General features: G+C 54.6%; 24 protein-coding genes. 7 read left to right on the forward strand and 17 right to left on the reverse strand.

Annotated features, from left to right (window positions below; translation table 11 throughout):
- Nucleotides 1-171 precede the first annotated feature (171 nt).
- From TH30_RS13210 to TH30_RS13235, 6 genes are all read right to left on the reverse strand, one after another.
- Nucleotides 172-1,020 carry a carbohydrate ABC transporter permease gene (locus tag TH30_RS13210; RefSeq protein ID WP_114098565.1) on the reverse strand — a complete coding sequence of 283 codons (849 nt, stop codon included), beginning with the start codon at nt 1,018-1,020 and terminating at the stop codon, nt 172-174.
- On the reverse strand, nt 1,017-1,910 hold the full coding sequence (locus TH30_RS13215; RefSeq protein ID WP_114098566.1) for a carbohydrate ABC transporter permease: 894 nt from the start codon (nt 1,908-1,910) through the stop codon (nt 1,017-1,019). The genes TH30_RS13210 and TH30_RS13215 overlap by 4 nt, the downstream gene beginning before the upstream one ends.
- Nucleotides 1,911-2,002: 92 nt before the next feature.
- Nucleotides 2,003-3,268, reverse strand: a complete 1,266-nt coding sequence (locus TH30_RS13220) for an ABC transporter substrate-binding protein (RefSeq protein ID WP_114098567.1) — start codon at nt 3,266-3,268, stop codon at nt 2,003-2,005.
- Between the two features lie 16 nt (nt 3,269-3,284).
- Nucleotides 3,285-4,409, reverse strand: coding sequence for an ABC transporter ATP-binding protein (locus TH30_RS13225; protein WP_114098568.1), 1,125 nt, complete (start codon nt 4,407-4,409; stop codon nt 3,285-3,287).
- Nucleotides 4,406-5,191 carry a DeoR/GlpR family DNA-binding transcription regulator gene (locus tag TH30_RS13230; protein WP_114098569.1) on the reverse strand — a complete coding sequence of 262 codons (786 nt, stop codon included), beginning with the start codon at nt 5,189-5,191 and terminating at the stop codon, nt 4,406-4,408. The genes TH30_RS13225 and TH30_RS13230 overlap by 4 nt, the downstream gene beginning before the upstream one ends.
- Before the next feature lie 299 nt (nt 5,192-5,490).
- Nucleotides 5,491-6,075: an LOG family protein gene (locus tag TH30_RS13235; RefSeq protein ID WP_114098570.1), complete on the reverse strand. Its 585-nt coding sequence runs from the start codon at nt 6,073-6,075 to the stop codon at nt 5,491-5,493.
- A 359-nt stretch (nt 6,076-6,434) separates the two neighbouring features.
- On the opposite strand from TH30_RS13235, the gene TH30_RS13240 reads away from it, so the two are divergent.
- The 4 genes from TH30_RS13240 (at nt 6,435) to pssA (ending at nt 10,523) form a co-directional block, all read left to right on the forward strand.
- Nucleotides 6,435-7,415: a hypothetical protein gene (locus TH30_RS13240; protein WP_114098571.1), complete on the forward strand. Its 981-nt coding sequence runs from the start codon at nt 6,435-6,437 to the stop codon at nt 7,413-7,415.
- Between the two features lie 255 nt (nt 7,416-7,670).
- Nucleotides 7,671-8,786, forward strand: a complete 1,116-nt coding sequence (locus TH30_RS13245; protein ID WP_114098572.1) for an Ig-like domain-containing protein — start codon at nt 7,671-7,673, stop codon at nt 8,784-8,786.
- 187 nt (nt 8,787-8,973) lie between these two features.
- The gene (locus tag TH30_RS13250) at nt 8,974-9,663 is read left to right on the forward strand and encodes a phosphatidylserine decarboxylase (protein ID WP_404969465.1); all 690 of its coding nucleotides are present in this window, start codon (nt 8,974-8,976) and stop codon (nt 9,661-9,663) included.
- The gene (pssA, locus tag TH30_RS13255; RefSeq protein ID WP_114098573.1) at nt 9,663-10,523 is read left to right on the forward strand and encodes a CDP-diacylglycerol--serine O-phosphatidyltransferase; all 861 of its coding nucleotides are present in this window, start codon (nt 9,663-9,665) and stop codon (nt 10,521-10,523) included. The genes TH30_RS13250 and pssA overlap by 1 nt, the downstream gene beginning before the upstream one ends.
- Before the next feature lie 78 nt (nt 10,524-10,601).
- Here the strand turns inward: pssA and TH30_RS13260 are convergent, their stop codons facing one another.
- Nucleotides 10,602-11,486 carry a hypothetical protein gene (locus TH30_RS13260; RefSeq protein WP_114098574.1) on the reverse strand — a complete coding sequence of 295 codons (885 nt, stop codon included), beginning with the start codon at nt 11,484-11,486 and terminating at the stop codon, nt 10,602-10,604.
- 137 nt (nt 11,487-11,623) lie between these two features.
- Nucleotides 11,624-12,541 carry a TIGR02285 family protein gene (locus tag TH30_RS13265; protein WP_114098575.1) on the reverse strand — a complete coding sequence of 306 codons (918 nt, stop codon included), beginning with the start codon at nt 12,539-12,541 and terminating at the stop codon, nt 11,624-11,626.
- 171 nt (nt 12,542-12,712) lie between these two features.
- Between TH30_RS13265 and TH30_RS13270 the strand changes: the two genes are divergently transcribed.
- Nucleotides 12,713-13,492: a substrate-binding periplasmic protein gene (locus tag TH30_RS13270; protein WP_114098576.1), complete on the forward strand. Its 780-nt coding sequence runs from the start codon at nt 12,713-12,715 to the stop codon at nt 13,490-13,492.
- Nucleotides 13,493-13,593: 101 nt separating this feature from the next.
- Here the strand turns inward: TH30_RS13270 and TH30_RS13275 are convergent, their stop codons facing one another.
- From TH30_RS13275 to TH30_RS13285, 3 genes are all read right to left on the reverse strand, one after another.
- Nucleotides 13,594-16,797, reverse strand: coding sequence for an efflux RND transporter permease subunit (locus TH30_RS13275; RefSeq protein ID WP_258548723.1), 3,204 nt, complete (start codon nt 16,795-16,797; stop codon nt 13,594-13,596).
- A gap of 23 nt (nt 16,798-16,820) precedes the next feature.
- Nucleotides 16,821-17,990: an efflux RND transporter periplasmic adaptor subunit gene (locus TH30_RS13280; RefSeq protein ID WP_114098577.1), complete on the reverse strand. Its 1,170-nt coding sequence runs from the start codon at nt 17,988-17,990 to the stop codon at nt 16,821-16,823.
- Between the two features lie 99 nt (nt 17,991-18,089).
- Nucleotides 18,090-18,674, reverse strand: coding sequence for a PadR family transcriptional regulator (locus TH30_RS13285; RefSeq protein WP_114098578.1), 585 nt, complete (start codon nt 18,672-18,674; stop codon nt 18,090-18,092).
- Between the two features lie 407 nt (nt 18,675-19,081).
- Here TH30_RS13285 and TH30_RS13290 point away from each other — a divergent pair, with 407 nt between their 5' ends.
- Nucleotides 19,082-20,434, forward strand: coding sequence for a helix-turn-helix domain-containing protein (locus TH30_RS13290; protein WP_181850281.1), 1,353 nt, complete (start codon nt 19,082-19,084; stop codon nt 20,432-20,434).
- 45 nt (nt 20,435-20,479) lie between these two features.
- Entirely contained in the window at nt 20,480-21,151 is a 672-nt protein-coding gene (locus tag TH30_RS13295; protein WP_114098580.1) for a methyltransferase family protein, read from the forward strand.
- 55 nt (nt 21,152-21,206) lie between these two features.
- Here the strand turns inward: TH30_RS13295 and TH30_RS13300 are convergent, their stop codons facing one another.
- The 6 genes from TH30_RS13300 to queC all read right to left on the reverse strand — a co-directional run bounded on the left by TH30_RS13300 (nt 21,207) and on the right by queC (nt 24,711).
- Nucleotides 21,207-21,536 carry a hypothetical protein gene (locus tag TH30_RS13300; protein ID WP_114098676.1) on the reverse strand — a complete coding sequence of 110 codons (330 nt, stop codon included), beginning with the start codon at nt 21,534-21,536 and terminating at the stop codon, nt 21,207-21,209.
- 289 nt (nt 21,537-21,825) lie between these two features.
- A complete protein-coding gene (locus TH30_RS13305) occupies nt 21,826-22,110 on the reverse strand; it encodes a hypothetical protein (protein ID WP_114098581.1) in 285 nt (94 codons plus the stop codon).
- 126 nt (nt 22,111-22,236) lie between these two features.
- A complete protein-coding gene (locus TH30_RS22125; RefSeq protein ID WP_181850283.1) occupies nt 22,237-22,410 on the reverse strand; it encodes a hypothetical protein in 174 nt (57 codons plus the stop codon).
- 258 nt (nt 22,411-22,668) lie between these two features.
- Nucleotides 22,669-23,451 (reverse strand): 7-carboxy-7-deazaguanine synthase QueE, encoded by a 783-nt coding sequence (queE, locus tag TH30_RS13315; RefSeq protein ID WP_114098583.1) that lies wholly within the window; start codon nt 23,449-23,451, stop codon nt 22,669-22,671.
- A complete protein-coding gene (gene queD, locus TH30_RS13320; protein WP_114098584.1) occupies nt 23,448-23,804 on the reverse strand; it encodes a 6-carboxytetrahydropterin synthase QueD in 357 nt (118 codons plus the stop codon). The genes queE and queD overlap by 4 nt, the downstream gene beginning before the upstream one ends.
- 154 nt (nt 23,805-23,958) lie before the next feature.
- Complete coding sequence (queC, locus tag TH30_RS13325; RefSeq protein ID WP_114098585.1) at nt 23,959-24,711, reverse strand: 7-cyano-7-deazaguanine synthase QueC; 753 nt, start codon at nt 24,709-24,711, stop codon at nt 23,959-23,961.
- Nucleotides 24,712-24,717: the final 6 nt, after the last annotated feature.

Below are 24,717 nucleotides of genomic sequence, written 5' to 3' on the forward strand. Positions count from 1 at the left end.
GCTAGTCCTTTCACAAAAGCGAGAGCCGCTAGTTGGCTCGTCTGCGCGATCTGCGCTGTTGTGAACAGGATAGATATGCCGGTTAATAAGGTGAATTATCGAAAAAAGCTTTTCACTATGCCGATTTTCGGTGGAATAGTTGTGTATTTTGGTTTCAGTTTAAACGATCCGTTATCGGATGCCGGCGCGCAGGAAGGCCTGAATGAATTGGCGCTGGAAAATCAGGAACGCGATCAGAAGGGGCGCTACGGTCATGATGGTTGCGGCACTGATGACTGAAATATCCACCCCGGTTTCCGGTGCTCCGAACAGCGACAATCCGACGGTTAGCGGGCGGGTATCAGGCGAGTTGGTGACAATCAGCGGCCACAGGAAATTGTTCCAGTGGGTCGCAATCGACACCAGGGCATAGGCCAGATAGACCGGCTTGGCCGCGGGCACATAGACCTTCCATAAAACGCCCATCCAGCTGCATCCCTCAATCCGGGCGGCTTCTTCAAGTTCGACCGGCACCGATTTGAAGGCCTGACGCAACAGGAAAATGCCAAACGCGCTGGCCATATAGGGAAGCCCGATGCCAAGCGCGGTGTCAAACAGGCCAAGCTTGGAAACGATGGCATAGTTTTCGACAATCAGAACTTCGGGCAGGATGAAGAGCTGCAGCAGAACAAGGATAAAGATCGTATCGCGGCCCCTGAATTCAAACCGGGCAAAGGCAAACCCTGCCAGCGTGCAAAGAACCAACTGACCGGCAAGGATCAGGGTGACAAGAACCACCGTATTGGCAAAATACCCTGCCCATGGCACCGCGTTCCAGACATAGACGAAATTCTCGATTGTCAGCGGGCTTGAAAAATCAAGACCAAGGGCGGTGCCCGATGGCTGCAATGCGGCCCATGTTGCAAACAGAAGCGGCGATATCCAGACAATCGCCAGAGCCCATGCGCCGATGGTATCAAGGATCTTGTCGAAATCAGGCAGGGTGCGTTTGGCCGGATGCGAGGCAAATGCAGTATTCATCTGTAATGGGTCCGTTTTTCAACCAGTCGGAACTGAATGACCGCAACAAGGCCAAGCGTCAGAAGAACAAGAATGGTCATGGCGGCGGCATGCGGGCTGTCGAAATAGGAAAATGCCATTTCCCAAATCCAGTACAGGATCAGCTTTGACGCGTTATTCGGCCCGCCCTTGGTCAGGATGAACAGATGGTCGATCAGTTTGACCGAATTGATCATCGCATTCACAAAGACAAAGATCGTGGTTGGCATCAAAAGCGGTAGCAATACCCGGCGCGTATAGGTCCATCGACCTGCCCCCTCGATCCGGGCGGCTTCGCGCAGGTCAGGCGGAATTGTCTGAAGGGCAGCAAGGTAGAAGATCATGAAAAATCCGGCTTCTTTCCAGATTGTCACCATGATGACGGATGCCAGTGCTGTTTCAGGTTGTCCCAGCCAGTTGGTCGGGGACGCGCCAAAGAACCCGGTGATCTGGTCAATCACGCCAAGGTCGGGTGTATAGAAAAACAGCCACAAATTGGCCGCAGCAATCATCGGCAGGATCGTCGGCGTGAAATAGGCGCTGCGCACGAATGACCGTGCCGGAATATGGGCATTGGCCCAAAGCGCCATGATCAGGGCAAAGATGATCGAAACCGGAATGGTGATTCCGGCATAAATGATGTTGTTCCAGGCCACGGTCCAGAATGTCGGGTCGGCAAACAGGTCGCCGTAATTGTCAAATCCGGCAAAGACCGACGGGCGGCGCGTGGTGCCGCGGGTAAACAGGCTGTGCCACAAGGTTGCAATGGCCGGGTAAAAGGCAAACAGGCTCATCAGCGCCAAAGCCGGTGCCACAAGCATCCAGCCATAAAGTGCCAGCCTTTGTTTCTGAAGTCGGGCCATGTCATTCATGGTCGGCACGTCCGTATAAGATAATGGATTAAACAAGTCACAAACAAGGGTGCCGAAGCGGGCGTGAAACCCGCTTCGGCGTGCAGATCGGGTTAGTGGAACGCCCGAAGAAGACGGGTTGCTTCGGCCTGTGCACCTTCAAGGGCTTCTTTCGGTGACTTTTCACCGGTCAGAGCAGCCTGAATGGCGTTGTTCAGACCTTCGCGGACACGCGCAGTGTCATAGGTGGAGAATTCCGGGATCGCGACTTCAAGCTGATCACGGGCAACAACCGCCTGCGGGAATTCAGCCGCATAGGATTTCAGCGCGTCGGTTTCATAGGCTTCTGGCGTGACGCCAACATAACCGGTCGCAATCGACCATTCAGCAGCACGTTCCGGTGCGGTCATGTATTTGATCAGCGCAAGCGATGCTGCTTTCTGTTCGTCACTGGAGTTTTTGAACAGATAGAAGTTCCCGCCACCGGTCGGTGAGCCCGGCTTTTTATGTTTCGGCAGCATGGCGACGCCGAAATCAAACTTGGCTTCGCGTTTGACAGCCGACAGGTTGCCAGTCGAATGCCACATCATGGCCGTCTGACCCTGAACGAAGGCCTGACGAAGCGTGCCCCATTCAATCGTGCCTTCGGGCATGATCTTTTCGTCGGTGGCAAGGCCACGCCAGAATTCAAGCGCCTCGACAACAGCCGGATCATCGAAATAGGTTTCGGTACCATCCTTGCTCATCAGTTCCTTGCCATTCTGGATGGCAAAGCACTGGAACATCCAGTACGGGTAACCGGTCGACGGAACCATCAGGCCCCATTTGCCGTCCTTGGCAAGGGCCTTGCCAGCCGAAACCAGTTCTTCCCAGGTGGCCGGTGCGTGTTCCGGATCAAGACCGGCTTCGCGGAACATGTCCTTGTTATAGTACATGACAATGGTTGAACGCTGGAACGGGATGCCCCAGGTTTTGCCATCGACTTCGCCATTGGCCATCAGCGCCGGATAGAAGCCCTTGAGCCATTCCTTGTCTTCTGCGGTTTTGACGACATCATCAAACGGAACAATCAGGTCCTGTTCGATCAGGTCATAAACATCGATAGAGAACATGACAGACAGCTGTGCCGGATCGCCGCTTTTAAGCGCGGATACGGCACGCAGACGGGTATCGTCATAATTGCCAGCATAGATGGCATTGACTTTGACATCGGGGTGTTCGGCTTCAAAACCTTCGATCATGCCGTCAATCACGTTGGTCAGCGGGCCGCCAACAGCAATCGGATAATACATGGTCAACTCGGTCGCAGCAAAAGCAGGTGATGCTGCCGTTGCCATCAGTCCGGCCGCAAAGGCGGCACTGGTTACGATATTCCGCATGGATTTGTTTTCCCTGTTACAAACTCGGAATTGCAGTGTCAGTTTCGATAGAGGTATTTGGTTCCTGCGCTGTTTGACGGGGCATCGCCGGTTCAAGACGATGGCCGTCCTCGCCATCAAACCAGTGGGCCGCAGCGCCAGCCCAACTGAGCGAAACTTTTGTCCCCGGCGCGATATGGACCTGACCGGGCAGGCGGGCGGTTGCGCCCTCTGTTCCCGGGATCGCAACAGAAACAAAGGTTTCCGCGCCAAGGAACTCACTTCCGGTGACCGTGGCGGCAATGCTCCATGCCGATTGATCTGCACTGGTGGTCAAAACCAGATCTTCGGGGCGAATGCCAAAGGTCAGTTTGGTCATATCCAAACCAGCCGGGATCACGTCACCCGGCAAGGCCGATGCCGGTATCAGTGCCATGGGCGGGCTTCCGACAAATCCGGCAGCAAAGGATGTCGCGGGTTTGAGATAAAGATCGGCCGGGTTGCCCGCCTGCTCGATGCGGCCATCCTTCATCAGGATGACGATATCGGCCATGCTCATGGCTTCGGTCTGGTCATGGGTGACATAGACAACCGTGATACCAAGGCGCTGTTGCAGTTCGCGGATATCGCGGCGGACGGAATGGCGCAATTTGGCATCAAGGTTCGAGAGCGGCTCGTCCATCAGACACAGCGGATGACCGGCGACAATGGCACGCGCAAGGGCAACGCGCTGACGCTGACCGCCTGAAAGTTCGGCAGGTTTGCGATCTTCATATCCGGCAAGTCCTGTGACACTGAGCGCATCATCAAGGCGGGTTCTGATTTCTTCCTTGCCGGTTTTGCGGACCTTAAGGCCAAAGATGATGTTTTCGGCAACGCTGAGATGCGGGAACAGGGCATAGGACTGAAACACCATCGACAGGCCGCGTCTGGAGGGCGGCATATTGGTTACATCCTTGCCGTCTATGGCAATTGTGCCCTGATCGGCGGTTTCAAGACCGGCAATCAGTCGAAGAGTTGTTGACTTGCCACAGCCCGATGGCCCCAGAAGGACGACAAAGCTTCCACGTGGAATGTCGATGGACAGATCATGCACGCCATTGCAGCCGTTAAAGACGCGCGATACCGCTTTGATCTGGATGAAAGGCGATTGGGCACTCATTTGGAATTTTCGCTTTTTGCAATTTGCAGACGTGCGCGGACGTCCTGACGATTAAACAGCGGGGCGAACGATCCGCCGGGCACGCCATCCACCACAATCAGGTCAGGGGCCGTGATATGACCGCCCTTGGCCGGGGCCGGGCGGCCGAATTTGGATTGATCGGCCACAAGGATCGAATTGCGGCAATTGGCGGCAATCGCCTGACGCAATGACACTTCACGATGATCAAAGTCGGTAAGCGTGCCGTCGGGCTCGATCCCGCCAACCCCGAACAGGCCGTAATCAACCTTGTAATTGTTAAACATCGCCTCGGCATCGGGGCTGATGACATCGCGATCAGGCAGGCGCAAGGTGCCACCGGGAATGACGATCCGGTTGCTGGTATTGTTGCCAAGAGCCATGGCGGCATTGAGATTGTTGGTCACCACCGTCAGATGCCGGTGTTCGACAAGGTTCAGCGCAATCAGTTCCAGCGTGCTGCCGATCCCGATCAGGATTGATGCCCCGTCCGGGATCAGGTTTGCGACATGCAATGAAATGGCGTGCTTGGCGGCAATATTGGTGACCTGCCGACTTTCATAGGACAGGTTCATGCCCGGTTCGCCAGCATATTCAACGCCGCCGTGACGCCGACGCACAAGATTGGCGTCGCTTAGCATATTGACGTCGCGCCGCACGGTTTGCGGGGTAACGTCAAAATGTTCGGCCAGTTTGTCAATCGAGGCAAAGCTGTCGCGGCGCAGAATGTCGATGATGTCGCGTTGTCGTGTCGAAATATTCATTTGATCGTTCAATTTGTTGCTTTGAACATGAAACGATCATACGCGGCTTCGTTGTCACTAAGATTTCAGAAGCATGACATTCATATGAATATTCAGGCGGTTATAAGAGCCGCGGAAAACCTTGGTTTCGTGGAAATGATCAAATGAAAGTCCGGTGATCAGAGATTGCGGGCGGTCACATTGTGACAAAAACGCCGCCCGAAAAATCGGGCGGCGTTCGGGCCATCAGACAAGATGACAATGTCAATTTTGATCGATTAATGCAGACAAATCATAAGGTTGTCTGTTTCGCAGCGCGATCAGAAAAGCTTTTCGCGCGGGTCGAATTTCGGTGCCGGTTCTGCCGCAAGCTGTTCGAATACTTCTTCAAGCGTATCGGCAACCGTATAGAGGTTCTTGTGGCTTTCGCGTGCAAAGCCTTCCTCGATAATACCGTCGATCATGTCAAAGCACTTGTCCCAATAACCAAGCGCATTGAGGAATACCATCGGCTTGTCATGAATGCCCAGCTGACGCAGTGTCATGGCTTCAAAGGCTTCATCCAGACTGCCAAGGCCACCGGCAAGGGTAACGAAGGCGTCGGATCTCTTGAACATCTCGACCTTGCGCTGATGCATGGATTTGCAGACGATCAGCTCGGAAAGGCCTTTATGGCCAACTTCGATATCATGCAGGTGTTCGGGGATGATTCCGATAACTTCGCCGCCATTCTGCATGACGCCATCGGCGACCGCGCCCATCAGGCCAATGCGACCCCCGCCATAAACCAGTGCGATGCCCCGTTCGGCCATCATTTTGCCAAACGCGACGGCATTTTCCATATGCTGTGGATTTTTGCCGTTCGAAGCGCCGCAGAATACACAGATTGATTTTACTTTTGTCATGGCGACCTGCCTTTTGTTTCTTGTTTCGCAGGTAGCGGTGCAACATTTTTCAATGATGCCCCGTACTCGAAACGAACATAGCCGATCAAATCAGCGATGGGGCAGGAATTTGTGCATGGCAGCAGTTTAAATTTAAATGACGTGTTTGCGCCGCATTTTCGTTGCTTTTATTTGCCAGAACGGTGATGCCCACGGACAGTCACCGCGAAGGGCTCCTGTTCTGATTAATCCGTGCTGCTGTGGCGCAGGGTTAACAAGTTATGAACCTGATTGTGGGATGGGTAATGCTGCGCACGGATTTGTGCCTGGCATAAAGAAGTACATCGCGAAGCAACGAAAAGAAGGCAGGACCGCCCAACGTGTTTGTCGACAATCCCTTTATACTCGCCCTTCTGGTATCGGGCATCATCGCTGCGGTTTTGATGCTGGCGCTTTGGCTGGGACTTGAACGTGCCCTGGCCCGGCGTCTGGTGCTGGCAGCGATCATTCCCGCTGTGGCCGTTGCGGTTCCGGCAGCCATCGGCTTGCCTGATACGGCGCGCGGTGGTGTTGGTGCGGCATTATTGATGCTGGTGCTGGGCGGTGTTTGCGGGGCGATCCTTGATTTTGCAAGGCTGTCTGAACGTGTTTGCCTGATTGTCTCGGGCGTTCTTTTGTTGCTTGGCGGCTGGCTTGTTCTGGCGGCGCCGGTCAACGGATTGTCCTATCATCCGGGCGGGATCAAGTTTCTGGCCTGGCTCGCATTTCTGGTGATTGGCGGCTGTTTCCTGTGGGTGACGCGTCCCGACTTTACCGAGGATGACGCACCTGATGGCAAAGCAGCCAAAGGCAAAAAGACCAAGATCGCCAAAACCAGATCGTCTAAATCGACGACCACTGAAAGTGGGGGCGATGTGGCAAATGCGGCAAAGCCCGGCCCGGTTGCCGTTCTGATGACACTGGCACTGGGGCAGGGGATCATTGCCCATCAGTTCGCCCTTGATCAGCATGTTGTCTTTCAGGCCGCACTTTGGATCGCGCTGATGGTGGCGCTGGTCTCGGAAAAGGCAGCCCCGCAATATCGTGCGGCGGTATGGCTGGGTGTGGTCGGGGCCCTGATGGCAAGTGCAGCGGTGATGATGATTGCCATACCCGCATCGGCCGTTTCATTTGCGGTATTGCTGCTGGTGGTGTCTTCGGGGCGTGGGGCGGCAAAGCTTGGCGCGCTTGTCCCCGAAGCCAATCCGGCACAGGCGGTTGTGATTGGCAGCGTGATCCGGTTCGGAGTTTTGGCACTACCATTGATCATGGCGGCATTGGTCGCCTATGTCGGTGCTCAGATGGCAGGGACGGTTTCGTAACATCGCGCTTCTGATGGATAGATGAGCTTCCTGTTAATTAAGCAAAGAGACTGATTCTATTCATCTTTACCTAACGGTTCCGCGGTATCGTTTGTTCGTTACGTTATGGAAACTGTGATCTGAAAGTAGTACAAGTTTCTAATTAACGTGCCCAAAGGAATTGGTTGAGGGGAATATGGCAAGCAATTCCAGTGTTTTGGGTGCGACCATGGGGGCAAACCCCGATAACATAAACATCGTTCAAGGATATTTCCGGTGAAACGACCCTATATCCTCGTCATTGTCGGCGTTGTACTGATCATTGCGGCGATTGCGCTGAATTACATGTTGACCAAAAGTGCGGATGAAGAGACTGCACCGGTCACTCAGGCGCCCGCGGTTACGACCACTGATACCTCCGAGGTCAAAACCCCCGAGCCGGCGACAACGCCGGAATCCGACGCCCCGGAAATCACCAATCCAAGCTTTGATGTCGTGCGCATCGGACCGGACGGTAATGCCGTGATTGCCGGTCGTGCAGCCCCCAACAGCAAGGTTCGCATTCGCGAAGGTGAAGAAGTTATCGGCGAGGCAACCGCAGACGAGCGCGGCGAGTGGGTGGTCCTTCCGGGCAAGCCGCTGGCAAGTGGTGATCGCGAATTGTCGCTTGAATCCGAAGACGCAACCGGTGCTGTGGCCAAGGCCGAAGACAAGGTTGTCGTTCTGATCCCCGATGCCAAGCCGGAAGACCGCGCCGCATCCGAGGCAACGGAAAATGGCGAAGCCACGGAAAGCAAAGAAGAATCCCAACCGATCATCGCCCTTAAGGTCCCGACCGAAGGCGAGGGTGCCGCAACCGTCCTGCAGGGACCGGCCAAGATGGACGATGCGGGGGATGCCGATGATGCCGCCTCCGACGAAACCGCACCGGGTCTGCCGCGTCTTTCCATCGATGTTGTCGATTATGACCAGCAGGGTCGTGTCGCGATGTCGGGCAAGGCGGATATGGACCACACCGTTCAGGTCTATCTTGATAACAAACATGTCGGAACTGCCCCGGCCGATGAAAATGGCAACTGGGCGCTGACGATTGGCGAACCGATCGAACCGGGCAATTACACCATGCGCGCCGATCAGCTTGATGATGGCGGCAAGGTAACCGCGCGTGTTGAAATTCCGTTTGAGCGTGCAAAGCCGGATGAAATTCTGGAACCGGGTTCGCGCTATGTGGTTCAGCCGGGCAACAGCCTGTGGCGGATTGCGCGCCGGACCTATGGTGACGGCCTGAAATACTGGGTCATTTACAACCAGAACCGTAAACAGATCCGTGATCCGGACCTGATTTATCCGGGGCAGATCTTTGCACTGCCCAACGAAGAAAAAGCGCAGTAAGCACTGCTTTTCTTTCCCGGGGGCAAAACACATGGTAAGTGTGTTTTGCCCCTTTTGAATTTTGGGTGAACAGTTTTACACGGGTTGCGTTGCCCTTTGTCATCACTAGATGCTAAGAACGCCCCCGCATGGTACCAATCGTACCAATTTGATATGCCCAATCGATGGCAACCAGGGAATTAAGACTTTGAAATCCGTTCTTGTACCGATCAATCCTGAAGGCTGGAAATTCGTTGCGATCTTCGCGGCGATCACTGTGGGTTTGTTCCTGATTGCGGAACCGCTGGGCTGGATCGGTGTGATCCTGACACTTTGGTGCGCGTATTTCTTCCGCGACCCGGACCGTATCACCCCGACCGATGAAAATCTGGTGATTTCGCCGGCAGATGGCCGCGTATGCATGATTTCGCAGGCGCCGCTGCCCAAGGAACTGGAACTTGACGACAAGACCCCGCGCACCCGCGTTTCGATCTTCATGAACGTTTTCAACGTCCATGTGAACCGTTGCCCGGTCAATGGCGAGATCGTTGGCGAAGCCTATGTTCCGGGCAAGTTTGTTAATGCCGAGCTTGATAAGGCATCGGAAAACAACGAACGTCAGATCCTTCTGGTCCGCGACAAGGAAGGCCGTGAATTTGGTGTGGTCCAGATTGCCGGTCTGGTTGCGCGTCGTATTCTGTGTGATGTCGGTACCGGTTCGCAGCTTAAGGCAGGTGAACGTTTCGGTCTGATCCGCTTTGGTTCGCGTGTTGATGTGTATCTGCCCGAAGGCGTGTCACCCAATGTGATTGTCGGTCAGACCACGATTGCCGGTGAAACTGTTCTTGCCGATGTTTCGGTCAAGGGCAAGGAAGCCGCAGTTGGGGAGATCCGCTAATGAGTGGCGGCATCGATCCCATTCGTCGTCCGCGTCGCTTCAAGGCGATGTCGCTTACGCGGCTGGTGCCTAATGTCGCAACGATAATGGGCATGTGTGCCGGTCTGACCTCGATCCGCTTTGCAATGCAGGATCGTTGGGAAGCCGCCGTTGCCGCCATTCTGATTGCCGGGATTATTGACGGTCTTGATGGCCGTCTGGCCCGTATGCTGAACGCATCCAGCCGCTTTGGCGGCGAGCTTGACAGTCTGTCGGACTTTGTCTGCTTTGGCGTTGCACCGGCGATGATGCTGTATTTCTGGTCGCTCCATGAATTTGGGGGCATTGGCTGGGCATTGTCATTGCTGTTTGCGGTTTGCATGATGCTGCGTCTTGCACGCTTTAACACCCAGATGCTGGGCGAACCGGAATTGCCAACCTGGGCATACCGGTTCTTTACCGGGGTCCCGGCCCCGGCGGCAGCGGCCCTTGCGATGTGGCCGATTGTTCTGACCTTCCAGTTTGGCGAAGGCATTTTTGACAGCCCCTATATCGTTGCGCCCTATGGCGTGATTATCGCGGGTTTGATGGTGTCGCGGTTGCCGACATTCAGCTTCAAGAAGGTCAAGGTGCCGCGTGCCTGGGTGCTGCCATTGATGTTGGCATTCGGGGCGTCGGTGGCGTTTCTGGTATCCTCGCCCTGGCTGACGCTGTCTGCCATCGCTGCGATCTATTTCATCACCTTCCCGCTGTCTTATCGGTCCTATCGTCGTATGGGGGTCGAGCACCAGCAGGAAGAGGACACAGCCGATGAAGAAGATGATGATGGCGAACCCGATGACGACCCCGAAGAGGGACTGAACCGCGTCCATCAGAACTGATCTGATTTCCGGTCTGAATTGAAAAAGCCGACGCATGCGTCGGCTTTTTTGTTGTTTTCGCAGATGACTGAAACCGGCCTACTGATCAACCGCCAAATTCAGTACGGGTGGGCCATTACGGATATAGGCTTGCAGTTTTTGTTCGTAATGCTGCTTGTCCTGACGGGACAGGGCGGATGCATAAAACCTTGTCCAGGGCATGTCAGGATTGTCTTTGGCAAGCCTGTTGATCGCAGCAACGATGGCATCGCCGGTTGCTGTCTTGCTACATGAAATCGATGCAGGCATTAAGTGGTCGTTCCCGGCAATATGCCAGCTTGCAAACATTTCTTCGGGAAGTTTGGCGCGCCGATAAAATTCGGCCTCTGCGGGCAGATAAAGCGTCCAGTCCAGACGCCCCAGAGAAATCAGTTGCAGGAAATTGGCGTCATTGCCAATAAAACTCAGTCCCGGATTATTGATGTTGCGTCGAAGAATGGCGTCAATGACCGGGCCATAGGAACGCTGTGAACGCAGGGCACCATTCATTTTGCCAAAGGCAATCATGCGTTCAAGATCGACTTCACCATCCTTGTTGATGAATGGCTTGAACTGCTCATTGCGTTCGGCTTTGGTTATCAGGCTGACGGGCAAATGGGGAAGAACCGCGTTGGAAAAATGCAGGAATTCCCTGCGTTCCGGCGTGGCGTTCATGCCGATATTGCAAAAGGTCCCCGGTCCGGTAATGGTTTTAAGCAACCGTGGAAGCGGTACGATTTCCCTGATGTGATTGTATTGTGGCAGGCGACTGGAAAACCAGTTGAGGATATCAACCCCGTAACCAACAATCTGCCCGTCCTTTTCAAGCATTGCTGGCGGCAAAGGGGTAAGCGTCCATGTCACAGACTGCTTTTCACCCGTTTGCGCAGAGGCAGTCGAGGTCAAGGGGATCAGGCATCCCAGCCCGATCAGAAAAGCAAACATGCTGCGCGCCAATAGGCGACGGGAACAGTGGCCTGCAGGCCGCATCCGGATCATCTCCCCATTCAGGCAGGCTATAAGAGCTGCCTACTTAATAAGGGTATTTGTATCCATAAATGCAAATAAATCGTTATGTAATTCTATTTTGGGGTGTCTTGTCGATATTGCAGGCGTGCTTCGAACTGGTCGGAATTGATGAATTGCTCGCGGGCGGCCTTGAACCATTCCCGGTCTTGCGGGCTCAGCCAGTCGGCATAGAAATCTGTCCAGGGCATGGACGGATATTCATCGACAATCTTGCTGATTTCAGCAACCGCCTGTTTCCCTTCCGGGGTGTCGGCACAGCCGATCGTTGCTGTCAGCAAGGAGGTGTTTCCGGCAATCGGGATGGCCATGATATCAAGATCGGGCGCATGGCGACGGCGGTAAAATTCCGCCTCGGACGGGAAATAAAGGGTCCAGTCAATCCGGTTGAGTTCAAGCATGCGCAAAAACTTGGTGTCATCGGCGACCTGCATGACATTGGCGTCTTCGCGATGCGTGTCGAGATATTTGTCAACCTGTGTACCATAGGCCCGCCCGATGCGAATGGCGGTTGTCATGTCCTTGTTTGCGATCAGCTGTGCAAGATCGATGTGGCCCGCTTGGTTCACATAGGGGGCAAACATCGCCTTGTCCTTGACGCGAATGACAACCGAGATCGGCAGATGCAAAAGGATTGTCTTGGCAAAGGTAATATATTCGCGACGTTCTTCTGTCGGGATCAGGGTTGTCGAGCAGCGTAATTCGCTGTTTCCGTTTTTCATCTCGGCCAGAAGTCTGGCCAGCGGAACCTGAAGGATTTCGTGCTGATATTGCGGAAGTTTTTCAACAAACCAGTTCTGGGTGTCGGCGGCATAACCACGGAGTTCATCACCATCCGTAATAAAGGCTGGTGCAAATGGCGGAACTGCCCAGCTCAACGTGGTTTGCGAAGATTGTGCATTCGCATTTTCACCGGCAAGTGACGCAAAAAGCCATGCGGCGATATACAAGCCCGACCTTGCAGAACATTTCATGCGCAACACCACTCCATTCCGCTGCTCCTCGCATTCACTTTTTTTGTTTTGCTTTATCGCAAGGATACAGGTCAGCTTGTTAGTAAAGTATGTATTTGAGTGCCGCGACGTCTTGATCCGAACAATATAAGCAATATCTACCTTAAAAGAGTATTTTAGCGAGGTTGGGTGATGTCGGTTAATCAATCAAGGGTAGTGGCCGGAAGATGGCTTGGCTGGTTTGTCGGCGGTCTTGCGGCTGTTTTCCCTGTCCTGACCTTTGCGGCCGACCTGCGCGTGATGACAACATCCTTTCCGCCTTATGTGATTTTTGATGAAGCAACCAACGAGGCGCACGGCCCAGCAGTGGATGTGATCAACAGGATCTGCGTGCTGAGCCAGACCAAATGTGAAATCCATGTCGAACCCTGGGCGCGGGCCTATGCGACGGCGCTTGAACAGCCGAATACCCTGATTTTCAGTATCGCCCGCCGACCGGATCGTGAAACAAAATTCAAATGGATTGGTACCGTGGCCCCCTATCAGGTGCGTTTGTTTGCGCTAGACAGAAACGGCGTGCAGGCTACGGACAACTGGCGGGAACTAAGCGATTTTCACGTGGCCGGACAGCTGGGCGACGTAAAGGCGCAATATTTGCAAAAGTCGGGCTTCGATGTGGAAATGGTCCCGTCCGCAGAAGCCACCATTCGCATGTTATATGCCGGAAGGGCCGATCTGATTGCTGGTGATGCCCTGTCATTGCCCTATCGGGTGCGCATGCTTGATGTCGATAGCAATCGGCTTAAGGTTGTTGCCCGGATACCCGAACTTTCAAGCGATCTTTATCTGGCGGCCAGCCTTGCGACCGATGATGATGCGGTAGAAGTTCTGCGTGCAGCACTTGATCAGCTCAAAAACAGCGGCAGCTATGATCAGATCTGGGCGATGACGACATCTTCCCCATCCAACTGATCAATACAATTTCCCGGAAATAAATCACCGGCCCCCTCGGGGGAGGGGGCCGGTGTAACCGCGCGGCGGGGTCGGGGGAAAAGTCGCGCGGCTATTCTGTTCTAGGCGTTCGGATCATGCTGGGTCTTGTTGGCACGTCCCGTCCAGACGCTGACAAGCGACCTGATCCATGGGCCAAAGCCGCGGAACTTGCCGCCAAGCTTGTGACGCATCATCAAGGCGCAGGGCGTAAAGATCAGTGTCAGTGCCGTGGCAAAGGCCAGACCGAATGCGATGGATGTCGAAAGCTGTACCCACCACTGGGTCGATGGTGCGCCAACCGAAACCGCACGGGCGGCGAAGTCGATATTGATCTGAAGCACCATCGGCACCAGACCAAGAATGGTCGTCACCGTCGTCAGCATCACCGGGCGCAAACGTTGTGCGCCGGTTTGAAGAATGGCGGCTTCGATGCTGCCTGCTGTGTGTTTAAGCCGGTCAAAGGTATCGATCAGAACGATATTGTTGTTCACAACGATACCGGCCAGCGCAACCACCCCGATCCCGTTCATCACAATCGAGAAAGCTTGTCCTGTAATCATCAGACCAAGGAACACGCCCGCCGTTGACATGATAATCGCGATCATGATCAGAAGCGAACTTGTGATGCTGTTGAACTGGGTGACCAGAATGATGAACATGATGAAAAGTGCGACAGTAAAGGCATTCACAAGGAATTCTGCCGACTTCTTCTGTTCTTCATCCTGACCCTTGAATTCGACCGACACGCGCGGATCAATTTCAAGGGTGCTCATCCATGCCTTGACCTCGCCAAGCTTGGTATCGACCAGAATCCCATCCTGAACGTCTGCCTTGACGGTGAGCGCACGGCGGCTGTCAACGCGGGTCAGTGTTCCGGTTTTGGGTTTCGGGGTCCGCGAGATGAAGTTTGCAAGCGGCACCAGACCCTTTTCGGTAACGATCTGAAGGTTTTCAAGCTCGTCAAGCGACCGGTAACGCGCCGGATAACGGCCGACAATATCGATTTCCTCGGTCGAATCATCCGGGCGATAGGTCGAGAAATTGATCCCATTGGTCACCAGTTTGACGACGTTGCCGATCTGGTTGATATCAGCCCCGAATTTAAGCGCCTGGGCACGGTCGACTGTGTATTCCCAGTCAATGCCCGGGGGCGACTTGCCGTCTTCGAAGTTATACATACCCCCCATGTCCTGCAGACCGGTCAACAGCATGGTTGCTGTTTGATCAAGCAGTTCGGGATAGAAGGATCGCAGCTGGATCTGGATATCCTTGCCTTGTGGCGGACCTGCTTCCTGGGCGCGTACTTCGATCTGAATACCGGCAAGATCGGCCGTATCTTCGAGAATGCGTTTTTCAATCTCGGTTGCCTTCGGGCGGGTCTGCCAGTCAGCATATTCAAGTTGAACCACCCCGATGACATCCTCGGGGGCTTCGTTGCCACCGGCACTTTTGCCCGACCGGGCATAGACCGTGTCAAACCAGTTCTCGCCTTCATGATGGGTATCAAGGGCAAGAATACGGTCTTCGACTTCCTTAAGCAGCGCATCCTGTTCGTAATAGGACAGGTTGCCGCGTGCGCGGACCTGAACAACAGCGACTTCAGGTTCTACTGCCGGGAAGAATTCAACACCCTTGCCAAGTTTGCCAAAGGCACCCCAGACAACGATCAGTACGACAAAGGCCAGTGGTACAATCAGCCAATAGAAACGAAGCGACCCCTTAAGGATGCGAACATAAAGGCCCGTGCCGCCCGTGACCTTGTCAATGTCATCGGCATGATCTGCGGCGATGGCTTCAAGGCTTGCATTGTTTTCGCTGCCCGGTTTGCCAAACCATGCACCCACAGTCGGTACAAAGATCAGGGCCATGGCAAGCGACGCACTAAGCGTAAACAGTACCGTAATCGGCAGAAATTTCATGAATTCGCCGACGATATCGGGCCAGAAGGCCAGTGGCAGGAAGGCCGCAAGGGTGGTTGCGGTTGAGGCAATGATCGGCAAAGCCATGCGTTTGGCCGCCAGCGGATAGGCTTTCTTGCGGTGCATGCCCTCGATCATTTTGCGATCGGCATATTCGGTGACAACAATCGCGCCATCAACCAGCATCCCGACTGCAAGGATCAGACTGAACAGAACAACGATATTGACCGTCATGCCCAGCGCCCAAAGGATCAGGATCGCTGTCAGGAAGGAGCCCGGAATGGACAAACCAACCAGCAGTCCCGACCGCCATCCAAGCGACCAGATGACAACCACCATCACCAGAAGGATCGCAAGGATCACGCTGTTCTGAAGATCAGACAGCATGGTGCGGATATCAGATGATTTATCCTGCGAATAACTGATTGTCAGGTTCGGCGGGAAAGCCTGCTGAGCCTCGGCTGTGGTGGCCTTGATTGCATCAATCACCTCGATGATGTTTTCGCCAACACGTTTTGAAACCTCGATCGCAATCGCCGGTTCGCCATTAAGGCGCGCAAAGCTTGTTGCATCCTTGAATGTCCGGCGGACATCGCCGATATCGCGGAACCGGATGACAGAATCCCCGTCCACAATCAGCGGCATATCAAGAATGTCATTCACGCTTTCAAAAAGGCCGGGGACCTTGATGTTAAAGCGCCCGGTACCGGTATCAACCGCACCTGCTGCAACCAGCGAGTTTGAGCTGCGCACCAGTGATACAATATCGATCCCGTTCAGGCGATAGGTCTCGACCTTCATCGGATCAATGACGAATTCGACAAGCTCCTCGCGGTCACCGGCCAGTTTGGCTTCCAGAACCGCCGGGATACCTTCGATTGAATCCTTAAGATCACGCGCCATACGCAAGAGCGCACGTTCGGGCACGTCCCCTGACAGGGTGACAACCAGAACCGGGAACAGCGACAGGTTGACTTCGTGAACTTCGGGATCGTCGGTTTCTTCGGGCAGTTCGGACTTGGCAATGTCAACGCGTTCGCGAACATCAGCCAATGCCTCGTCGATCTCGACATCTGAATAGAATTCAAGCGTTACCGATGCCCCGTCCTGATAGGACTGCGAGCTCATTTCCTTGACACCCTCGATGGAGCGCAATTCCTGTTCCATCGGACGCAAAAGAAGGCGTTCAGCGTCTTCGGGCGATATGCCATCATGATGCATGGTGACATACAGCACCGGGATCTGAACATCCGGATCGGCTTCCTTGGGGATGGTGTTATAACCTACCCAGCCAGCTGCAAGCAGCAGGACCAGAACCAGAATGACGGTGCGCGACCTGTGTAACGCGTGATCAATCAGGGACATTTTCTATCTCCTCATGCACGCGCTTATTGCGCGGTCCGTTCCGAAATTGTCGTACCGTTTTCCCCATCGATTGATGCGGGATCGGGTGCTATCGGAAGACCGGCCTCGTCGGTTTCAAGATGGACAACATTCACAAGTGCCCCTTCCTTGACCCAGTCATGACCGACCACGATCAGTTCGAATTCCTGTGGCAGGCCGCCAATCCAGACGCGTTCACGCGAGCCGCCCTGAAGTTCGACCGGAAGGAAGTCAACCTTGTTGCCATCGGTGATGGCGCGCACGCCCAGCTCACCGTCATCATTAAGGGTCAGAACAGATGGCAGAACCTGATGGGCACGCTTGGTACCAACCGGAATTTCAAGTTCGGCCGTCATGCCATCGGGGATTTTCAGATCGGCATTGTTGATTTCGACCTCAACCCGGAAGGTACGGGTATTGTTGTCAGATACCCGCGCGGTGTAACGCACAATCCCGTCATAGCGGGTGCCGTCATAAAGCGATACGGATGCCAGCTGACCAAGTTCGATGGCGCTGATCGAATGTTCGGGGACCTGGGCTACAACCAGCATCGGGTCAGCCTGGATCATGGTTGCAACCGGATCACCAATCGACAGAAGATCACCGATCTCGGCCGGGCGATTTTCGACAATGCCATCAAACGGAGCGCGAATTTCGGTATTGTTCAGTTCGGTCCGGGCAATGGTCAGATCAGCCTTGGCTTCTTCAAGCAGCGCAAGTGTCTGGGCAACGCCGGTTTTGGAACGGTAATTTTTCGCGGCCAGACTTTTGGCTGCCGAATGTTCAAGTTCACGCTGGGCAACAAGGGCACGGGCCTTTTCCACACGTGCCTGACGATCATCGACGGACAGCTTGGCAATCAGATCGCCTTTCTTGACGGTCTGCCCCTTGGTCGCGCCGATTTCGGTTACGCGGGCCTCTGTCTCGGCGCGGATTTCAACAGAAATCACCGCTTCGGTACGGCCCGAAATGCGCAGATAATCAACGTGATCAACCGCCTTGCTGGTGATGGTGCGGACACTCGCACGCGGCTTGGCTGTCTGTTCGTCAGCTTGCGCTGCCTGTTGTTCGGACGTGTTCGCGGCCTCTGCGGGATCATCCCCGAGATAGGCGCTGCCGACCCAAACAACGGTCCCCAAGACCAGAAGGATTGCGATCAGGCGTGAAGCGTTCATGTTCTTTCCCTCAAATATTCCGTCGGCGGAATGTGTTTTTGGCGCTTTTGCAGGCACGTCTTTTTGCGTGTTTATTCAAGACAATTCAGGGCTTCCCGATCATGGTTTGCGTGCCTTGAAATCTCGCAGTTCATCAAGCAGACCCTGTTTGTTTTCACGGATGAATTTCAGGGTTGCCTCGCACATGGCCTGTCCCAGACCGGCGACAAAACAACATCCCGGTTTCGGGGCCCCGTTTTCATCGCGGCCATAGGTCGACATGGTTCCGGGCTTGTCGTCATTTTCCGGGTCGATCTGATGGCTCATCAATTCATGACGGGCGGCAAATTCATCAATCAGGGCTTCGGTCAGTTCTATCGGCATTTCTTCGGCGAAGGTCAGCATGAACAGAATGTCGGAACGGTAACGGTCCTCGGCCGGGCGCGTTTGCAAAAGCGTGCGCAGGAATGTGCGCCGTCCCTCGGAGGTCAGTTGATAGACCTTTTTATCGGGACGGTTTTCCTGCTCATGCTCGACAAAGGTCACAAGACCGTCTTGCGTCAGTTTGGTCAGTGCCGGGTAAATCGAGCCAAGCGATGCAATCTGAAAATGGCTGAAGGTGCCATCTTCGAACATCTTCCGGATTTCATATCCCGTTGCCTCGCCGCCCATTAGAGCGCCCAGACAAAGTGTGCGTACGTCCATCTTCTGTTCTGTGTCCTTGTTTCTTCCCCCGAACTGAATGCGAACTGGCGGGGGAAGCTGCCAGTTTCGCTATATCAGTTCGATATATGTCGGAATATCATATATCAATTCGATACAGTCAATCGATTATGATAGAAATTTTTATGACGCTGCCTCTACCGGGACGATTATGGAAACCGATTTGTTACGGATCGGATCATCCAGTTTCGGTGACAGGCGTCTGGTAACCAATCTGGCGAAAAGTGCGGATGGTTGCGTCCGTTTGTGCATAGTCGGACGCCTTTTATGACCGACTGTGTCTATTGAAACGGTATAGTTGGTTCGGACAGGCAAAGTCCGGGCAAGATGTAGCCAGAAAAAGCAGGTGGTGATTTAAGATGGTGGTCGGGTTTCCCGAAATTTTTGACATGACGATTTCCGTGATCGGCGTGATGCAGGGCATTTTCCTGTGCCTGTTGCTACGGTCCGAAGGCGTAGGGGCCTTCGCGGCAAACCGCTGGATGATGCTTTTTCTGGCCGCAGTCATGGTCAATCTGCTCGAAGATATCGGTGAAGTTTTCCTGAACGGTGCAAGCAAGGATGTGTTGCTGGTATTCTTTTTTCCCGCCAATTTCCTGATTGCTCCGGCGATTTATCTGTATTTCCGGGAAATTTCGGGCACGCCATCGCAGCGGCCATGGGGGCATTTCCTGTTGGCCGGGCTGATCTTCAATCTGATGTTATGGTTGCTGACGGTCGGGGGGCTGGACAGTCTTGAAGACGCAGATGCGGCGGCAGGACAGTTGTCGACAGGTTATCTGAGTATTCTGATTGCCGGGATCAGGGTGTTTTGCTGGCTTGCGATTCTGACGCAGTCATCGCTCTATATCTGGCTGATCTGGCGTGTGTCGCGGCGTTATTTCCGGAAGACCCAGGAACAGCTGGGCGCAGACCGGCAGGCAATGCAACGCTGGATCACGGTGATCCTTGGCGGGGTGAGCCTGATGTTCGTTACCGTGTTGATCGGCAAGATCGCGGGTCTTTATCTGCCCGACAGGATGGAAATGACCGGTGTCGGGATTGCAATTGTGCTGGTGCTGTTTGCGATGAGTTATGTGATCGCGACGCAGCCCACACTATTTGTCCTGCCGGACTGGCCGGGCGATATGGCTGATGCTGACTCCGATGCCATTGCGACGGGAACATCAACCCCGGTATCGAACAGAAGTTCGGATAGTCTGTCGAACAGCATGTCGGGCGAAGAAAATACGCTATCTGATCGGGAAAACCCGGGCGACATGCGCGGGAATGTCGCACGCCCGCTTCTGGATGAAGACGGGGTGAGGGCGGCTGTCGCGCGGCTTTCGGCCATATACAAGCAGCGGGAAATATTGCTCGACCCGCTGGTCTCGCTTCCGAAACTGGCAAAGGCGGTTGGAATTACCCCCAACCAGCTATCCTATGTCCTCAACCGGCATGTTGGGCAAAGTTTCTTTGATTTCGTCAATAGTGCCCGGATCGAGGAGGCCCATGCGGTACTGTTGCTTGAGCCTGATCGGACGATCCTTGATATCGCACTCAGTGTCGGCTTCAATTCGAAATCGACCTTTAATCTGGCTTTCAAAAAGATCACGGGCGAAACGCCCAGTGCCGTGCGCGAAGCCGCCAGAGACAAGTATCTGTCAAATCGGGAAAGCAACAGGGGCGATGCATCGGGCACTGCGTCCGAAGCTGCATCCGAACGACCGGATGCGCAGCACAGGACGTCAGACGCGGTCTGACAGGAATAGGGTTCCTGTATCACAACCAGATACAGGGTGCCCTGAATGTCCGAACCGAATATCTCCCGTCTTCCTGACAGTTCCGAACCGGCTATCAGGATTGGTTACGACGATCTGCAAAATGTCCAGCGCCGCCGAAAGCGGGTCATTCGTCTTGGCGTGCTGGTACTTTTGGTTGTGGTCGGTGGAAGCGGCTCTGTTCTGGCACCTGACAGCCCGCTTCATGATTTGATCGAGGGGGCTGGCGTCGGGGCAATTGCCATTTGCATTTTCGGTCGCGGCTGGTGTTCGCTTTATATTGGCGGGCGCAAGAAAGCCGAACTGGTAACAAGCGGACCCTATTCCCTGTGCCGCAACCCGCTTTATGTCTTTAGCATCATCGGGGCGTTTGGTGCCGGTTTGCAAACCGGAAGCCTGAGTATCGGGGTGATCTTTGCCGTGGCAGGCTGGCTTGTGTTTCGCGGTGTTGTCATCCGCGAAGAAAGACTTCTGGCTGAACGGTTCGGTGTTATGTACGCGCGCTATCGCAACTATACGCCGCGTTTCCGCCCCGCATGGTATCGCTGGCGTGATGAGGCTGACCTTGTCTGCAAACCGGCCCTGTTTTTAACGACCACACGCGATGCATTGTGGTTTTTGATGGCAATACCGGTGTTTGAAGCGGTGAAAATGATGCAGTCCATGGGGTGGCTGACACCGGTGATCCGGCTGCCATGAATGCCGGAAACACCCGATCAGGCGGAAGGGATGCGCTGGGACGCTTACCTGTTGTTCAGGCGGCAGTGTCTTCTGATACGCCGCCAAAGGATTTGATCATCCGGTTACGTTCATCTTCGCGTAGTGGATCGGAATCAAGGGCAAGGGCTGCTTCGAGTTCCTGGGGCATGACTGTCAGGCTTTTGATCCCCTGTGCCAGATCTTCCTCGGACCAGAGATGAAGCTGGCATTCCAGTTTGATATAGCTGCGCGTTGCGGCTTCGATATCAAGCTTTTCAAGTGTATCGACTTCATATTCACCCGCGCGAAGCAGTCCGTCGTGGCAAGACAGGTGGAACGGATGAAAGAACGTCACCGTGCGATGGGTTGTACGGGTAATGCTCATGATCATGGCTCCTTCGAGCATCCGGAAGATGATCGTTCTCGGGGCTGATCTGGTTTTTATTGTGATATCGCACCCGTCGGGCGATCAATCCGGCCATGGGCCGAACTTTCCGGCTGTTAAACCAGGCGCTTCTGCCCCGGATTTGCTCATCACCACGGGGGTATATGGCGAAGCGCCATAGCCGTTTTGCGATCCTTCGTTGAAACGGCTGATGTCTTATATATGGGATGGTTGCAGGCAAAGGGCAAATTGCCCCCGAAAAGCGGCCTGTATGCAGGTCGATGACGGATTAGTGGATATCAGGACCCGCTTCCTGTTCACCATCCTTTGAAAGTGCCAGATCAAGATCAATCGGATTGACGTTCAGGATACGGTCAACCAGCATCCCGTTCAGCTTTGCCTTAAGGTGAAGTTCCGTCGATACCCGGCGATAGACGGTAAATGAAATGCCTTCGACCAGTTCTTCGGTGGTTTCAACAACATAGCTGCCGGACGGGAACAGATCGTTAAACCCCTTGAGATGAAACGGATGGTCAAAGGTTACTGTTTTTTGTGAGGTGCGCTCATGGGACATCGGACAGGCTCTTTTTGATGGTGGAATATGCCCTGCGATGGTGTCTTGCCCCTGGCAAGGTCAGCGTAACAATGCCGCTGCACGAAACAGGGCAGGACGGAGGGTATGACCCCTCCGCGATGCAGGTCAGTCGTTCGCGCCCTGATGGGGGACTGCTGCCGGGGCTTCTGGCCCGGCCGGCTCGGTATCAGGTGCTGGCTCGGCGGTTTTGGCCGGGGATGTCGGGGCGGCTGTAGCAGATAGGGCTTCGGTCTTGTTAGCCGCGTTCGCATGGTCTTTAGAGAAACTGCGAAATGACATGATAAATACTTTCCATATGGCGGCGCAAAATACGCCCGCTTCTTGGAAGTGGTTGTTTTCACGGCAATAGCAAATGCAGGGACACGCATCCATGGATGGCAAAACCCTGATGCCCATGAAAAGGATCAGCTATTTCGCATAAAATATATTTTTCCCGATCCCGCTTTAAATCCCGACATTTGGCGGATTTGAACGCTGCCCGGATCTGGAGCTGATCCGGGGTGCGGCATTATCGGTATTGCCGGGAATGGACGGGGATCAAACCCCGCGCAAATTGCCCCAGACATGGACATGCCACTGCGGCAGGACGCGCACGTCAAACCATTTGCGTTTGGCAACCTCATCCACCAGCCAGCGATAACGGGCAGTCAGGCCATCGATATCAACACCGTTCACACCATCGGGATGAGGTTCGGCGGGGGTAGTATTGACCGGCTGCAAACAGACCGGAATGCTAATGTGAAGGTTCCTCACATAATCGGCAAACATCAGATCGGCCTCGTCACGGACCGGGAATTTAAGGGTGATGGCCGGGCCATCCAGCATTCCGCGCGCCTGTGCGGCATCAATGCAGGCGCGAAGGGCGTCGGCCTCAAAGCTGGTCGATGAGCTTGGCGGTTTTGGACTGAGTGTCAGGTAGTCAAGGTCCGCAAACCAGTCCCTGGCGATGCTGCCCTGGGTTTCAATCGCAAAGGTGAACCCTTCCTGTTTGCCCATGGCAATCAGGGTGCCCAGCGGCTGGATCGCCGGATTGCCGCCCGAAAGCGTGATCAGGATCGGCTTGCCACCCGAAAGCCTTTTGACCTCGTCCAGAACCTCGGTCGCAGACATTGGCTTCCAGTCGGCCCGAAAGGCCGGATCGACCGCATAAAGCGTATCGCACCAGGAACAGCGAAAATCACAACCACCGGTGCGCACAAACACGGTCGGCACCCCGATCAGCGCGCCTTCGCCCTGAACGGTGGGACCGAAAATCTCGGAAATGCGGATTTTGCCCCGCTGTTCGGAGATTTCGGCAATCTGGGGATCAAGGACGGTCATGGACGATATTCCGCCCAGGTTTTCGGCGTTTCGGACACGCGCACCGCCGATACTTCTTCCCAGCGATCGTGCGCCCATTCGTAAAAGAACAGGGCAAGCTGTTCTGCGGTCGGATGATCATGGCCCAGAACATCATTGAGGTGGCGGTGATCAAATTCGTCATCAATCAGGCGTTTAAGCGGGCCAAGTTCGCGGTAATCGCGCACAAAACCGCGCGCATCAAGGTTGGCCCCCTTAAGTTCGACCTCGACGATATAGTTGTGGCCATGCAGGCGCGAACAGGGATGGTCTTCTTCAAGACCGGCCAGCTGATGGCTGGCGGAAAAGGCGAATTGTTTGGTGATGGTAAACATCGGTTTTCTTTCGGTGTAGTCATGCCTTGCAGTATGAGCACGCGGATCGAGGTCCCCGCTTTTGCGGGGATGACGGTGCCAGACCAGACAGGTTCAACTCTTATCCGTCACGCCCGCAAAGGCAGGCATCCATGCTGCAAGGAAGTTATAGGGATTACTCGGCCGCGCTGGTAACGCTGGTGGCGCTTTCGCTATTTGCCAGCTGACGTGCACGATGTTCGGCACGGGCCTGTTTCCAGTAATCGCGATCGACATAAACGGTCGGGTCCTTGACGCGCGCCAGTTCAAGCGCCTCGCGCCGCTCGACACAGGTGCCGCACCGTCCGCAATGGGTTTCCCCGCCCTTGTAGCATGACCAGGTCAGATCAACCGGCACGCCAAGGCGACCGGCCTCAAGCGCGATGTCGGCCTTGGAGACATTCACAAACGGGGTATAAAGCTTGACGTCCCTGACCCCTTCAAGCGCATGGTCCTGCATGGCCTGAAACGATTTGATGAAATCGGGGCGGCAATCGGGATAGATGAAATGATCCCCGCCATGAACGGCTGCTGCAACCGCGTCGGCACCGGCACTGGCGGCCGCACCAAAGGCAACCGCAAGCATGATGGCATTGCGGTTGGGCACCACAGTCACGCGCATGGTTTCTTCGGCGTAATGGCCATCGGGCACATCGACATCATCAGAAGTCAGCGACGATCCGGTCAAAAGCGCCCCCACCGGGGTCAGATCAACAATGTGATGTTTGACGCCAAGATCGCGTGCCGTGCGCGCAGCGAAATCGAGTTCCTTTTTATGGCGCTGGCCATAATCGAACGAAATCAGGGAATGGAGCTTGTGCTCGGCTGCAACCTTATAGGCCAGCGTGACGGAATCGAGCCCGCCAGAGCAGACGACAATCGTCTTCATAATCAT

Source organism: Thalassospira profundimaris (assembly GCF_003326795.1).
Lineage (GTDB): Bacteria > Pseudomonadota > Alphaproteobacteria > Rhodospirillales > Thalassospiraceae > Thalassospira > Thalassospira profundimaris_C.

Coding starts and splice junctions, on each gene's coding strand:
- TH30_RS13230 (WP_114098569.1), bottom strand. CDS start 5,191: ATGAATATTTCGACACGACAACGCGACATCATCGACATTCTGCGCCGC.
- TH30_RS13215 (WP_114098566.1), bottom strand. CDS start 1,910: ATGAATGACATGGCCCGACTTCAGAAACAAAGGCTGGCACTTTATGGC.
- TH30_RS13210 (WP_114098565.1), bottom strand. CDS start 1,020: ATGAATACTGCATTTGCCTCGCATCCGGCCAAACGCACCCTGCCTGAT.
- TH30_RS13300 (WP_114098676.1), bottom strand. CDS start 21,536: ATGAGCATTACCCGTACAACCCATCGCACGGTGACGTTCTTTCATCCG.
- TH30_RS13305 (WP_114098581.1), bottom strand. CDS start 22,110: ATGTCCCATGAGCGCACCTCACAAAAAACAGTAACCTTTGACCATCCG.
- TH30_RS13225 (WP_114098568.1), bottom strand. CDS start 4,409: ATGAGTGCCCAATCGCCTTTCATCCAGATCAAAGCGGTATCGCGCGTC.
- queC (WP_114098585.1), bottom strand. CDS start 24,711: ATGAAGACGATTGTCGTCTGCTCTGGCGGGCTCGATTCCGTCACGCTG.
- TH30_RS13235 (WP_114098570.1), bottom strand. CDS start 6,075: ATGACAAAAGTAAAATCAATCTGTGTATTCTGCGGCGCTTCGAACGGC.
- queE (WP_114098583.1), bottom strand. CDS start 23,451: ATGACCGTCCTTGATCCCCAGATTGCCGAAATCTCCGAACAGCGGGGC.
- TH30_RS13280 (WP_114098577.1), bottom strand. CDS start 17,990: ATGAACGCTTCACGCCTGATCGCAATCCTTCTGGTCTTGGGGACCGTT.
- TH30_RS13295 (WP_114098580.1), top strand. CDS start 20,480: ATGTCCGAACCGAATATCTCCCGTCTTCCTGACAGTTCCGAACCGGCT.
- TH30_RS13265 (WP_114098575.1), bottom strand. CDS start 12,541: ATGAAATGTTCTGCAAGGTCGGGCTTGTATATCGCCGCATGGCTTTTT.
- pssA (WP_114098573.1), top strand. CDS start 9,663: ATGAGTGGCGGCATCGATCCCATTCGTCGTCCGCGTCGCTTCAAGGCG.
- TH30_RS13270 (WP_114098576.1), top strand. CDS start 12,713: ATGTCGGTTAATCAATCAAGGGTAGTGGCCGGAAGATGGCTTGGCTGG.
- TH30_RS13275 (WP_258548723.1), bottom strand. CDS start 16,797: ATGTCCCTGATTGATCACGCGTTACACAGGTCGCGCACCGTCATTCTG.
- TH30_RS22125 (WP_181850283.1), bottom strand. CDS start 22,410: ATGTCATTTCGCAGTTTCTCTAAAGACCATGCGAACGCGGCTAACAAG.
- TH30_RS13260 (WP_114098574.1), bottom strand. CDS start 11,486: ATGTTTGCTTTTCTGATCGGGCTGGGATGCCTGATCCCCTTGACCTCG.
- TH30_RS13290 (WP_181850281.1), top strand. CDS start 19,082: ATGACGATTTCCGTGATCGGCGTGATGCAGGGCATTTTCCTGTGCCTG.
- TH30_RS13220 (WP_114098567.1), bottom strand. CDS start 3,268: ATGCGGAATATCGTAACCAGTGCCGCCTTTGCGGCCGGACTGATGGCA.
- TH30_RS13285 (WP_114098578.1), bottom strand. CDS start 18,674: ATGGACGTACGCACACTTTGTCTGGGCGCTCTAATGGGCGGCGAGGCA.
- queD (WP_114098584.1), bottom strand. CDS start 23,804: ATGTTTACCATCACCAAACAATTCGCCTTTTCCGCCAGCCATCAGCTG.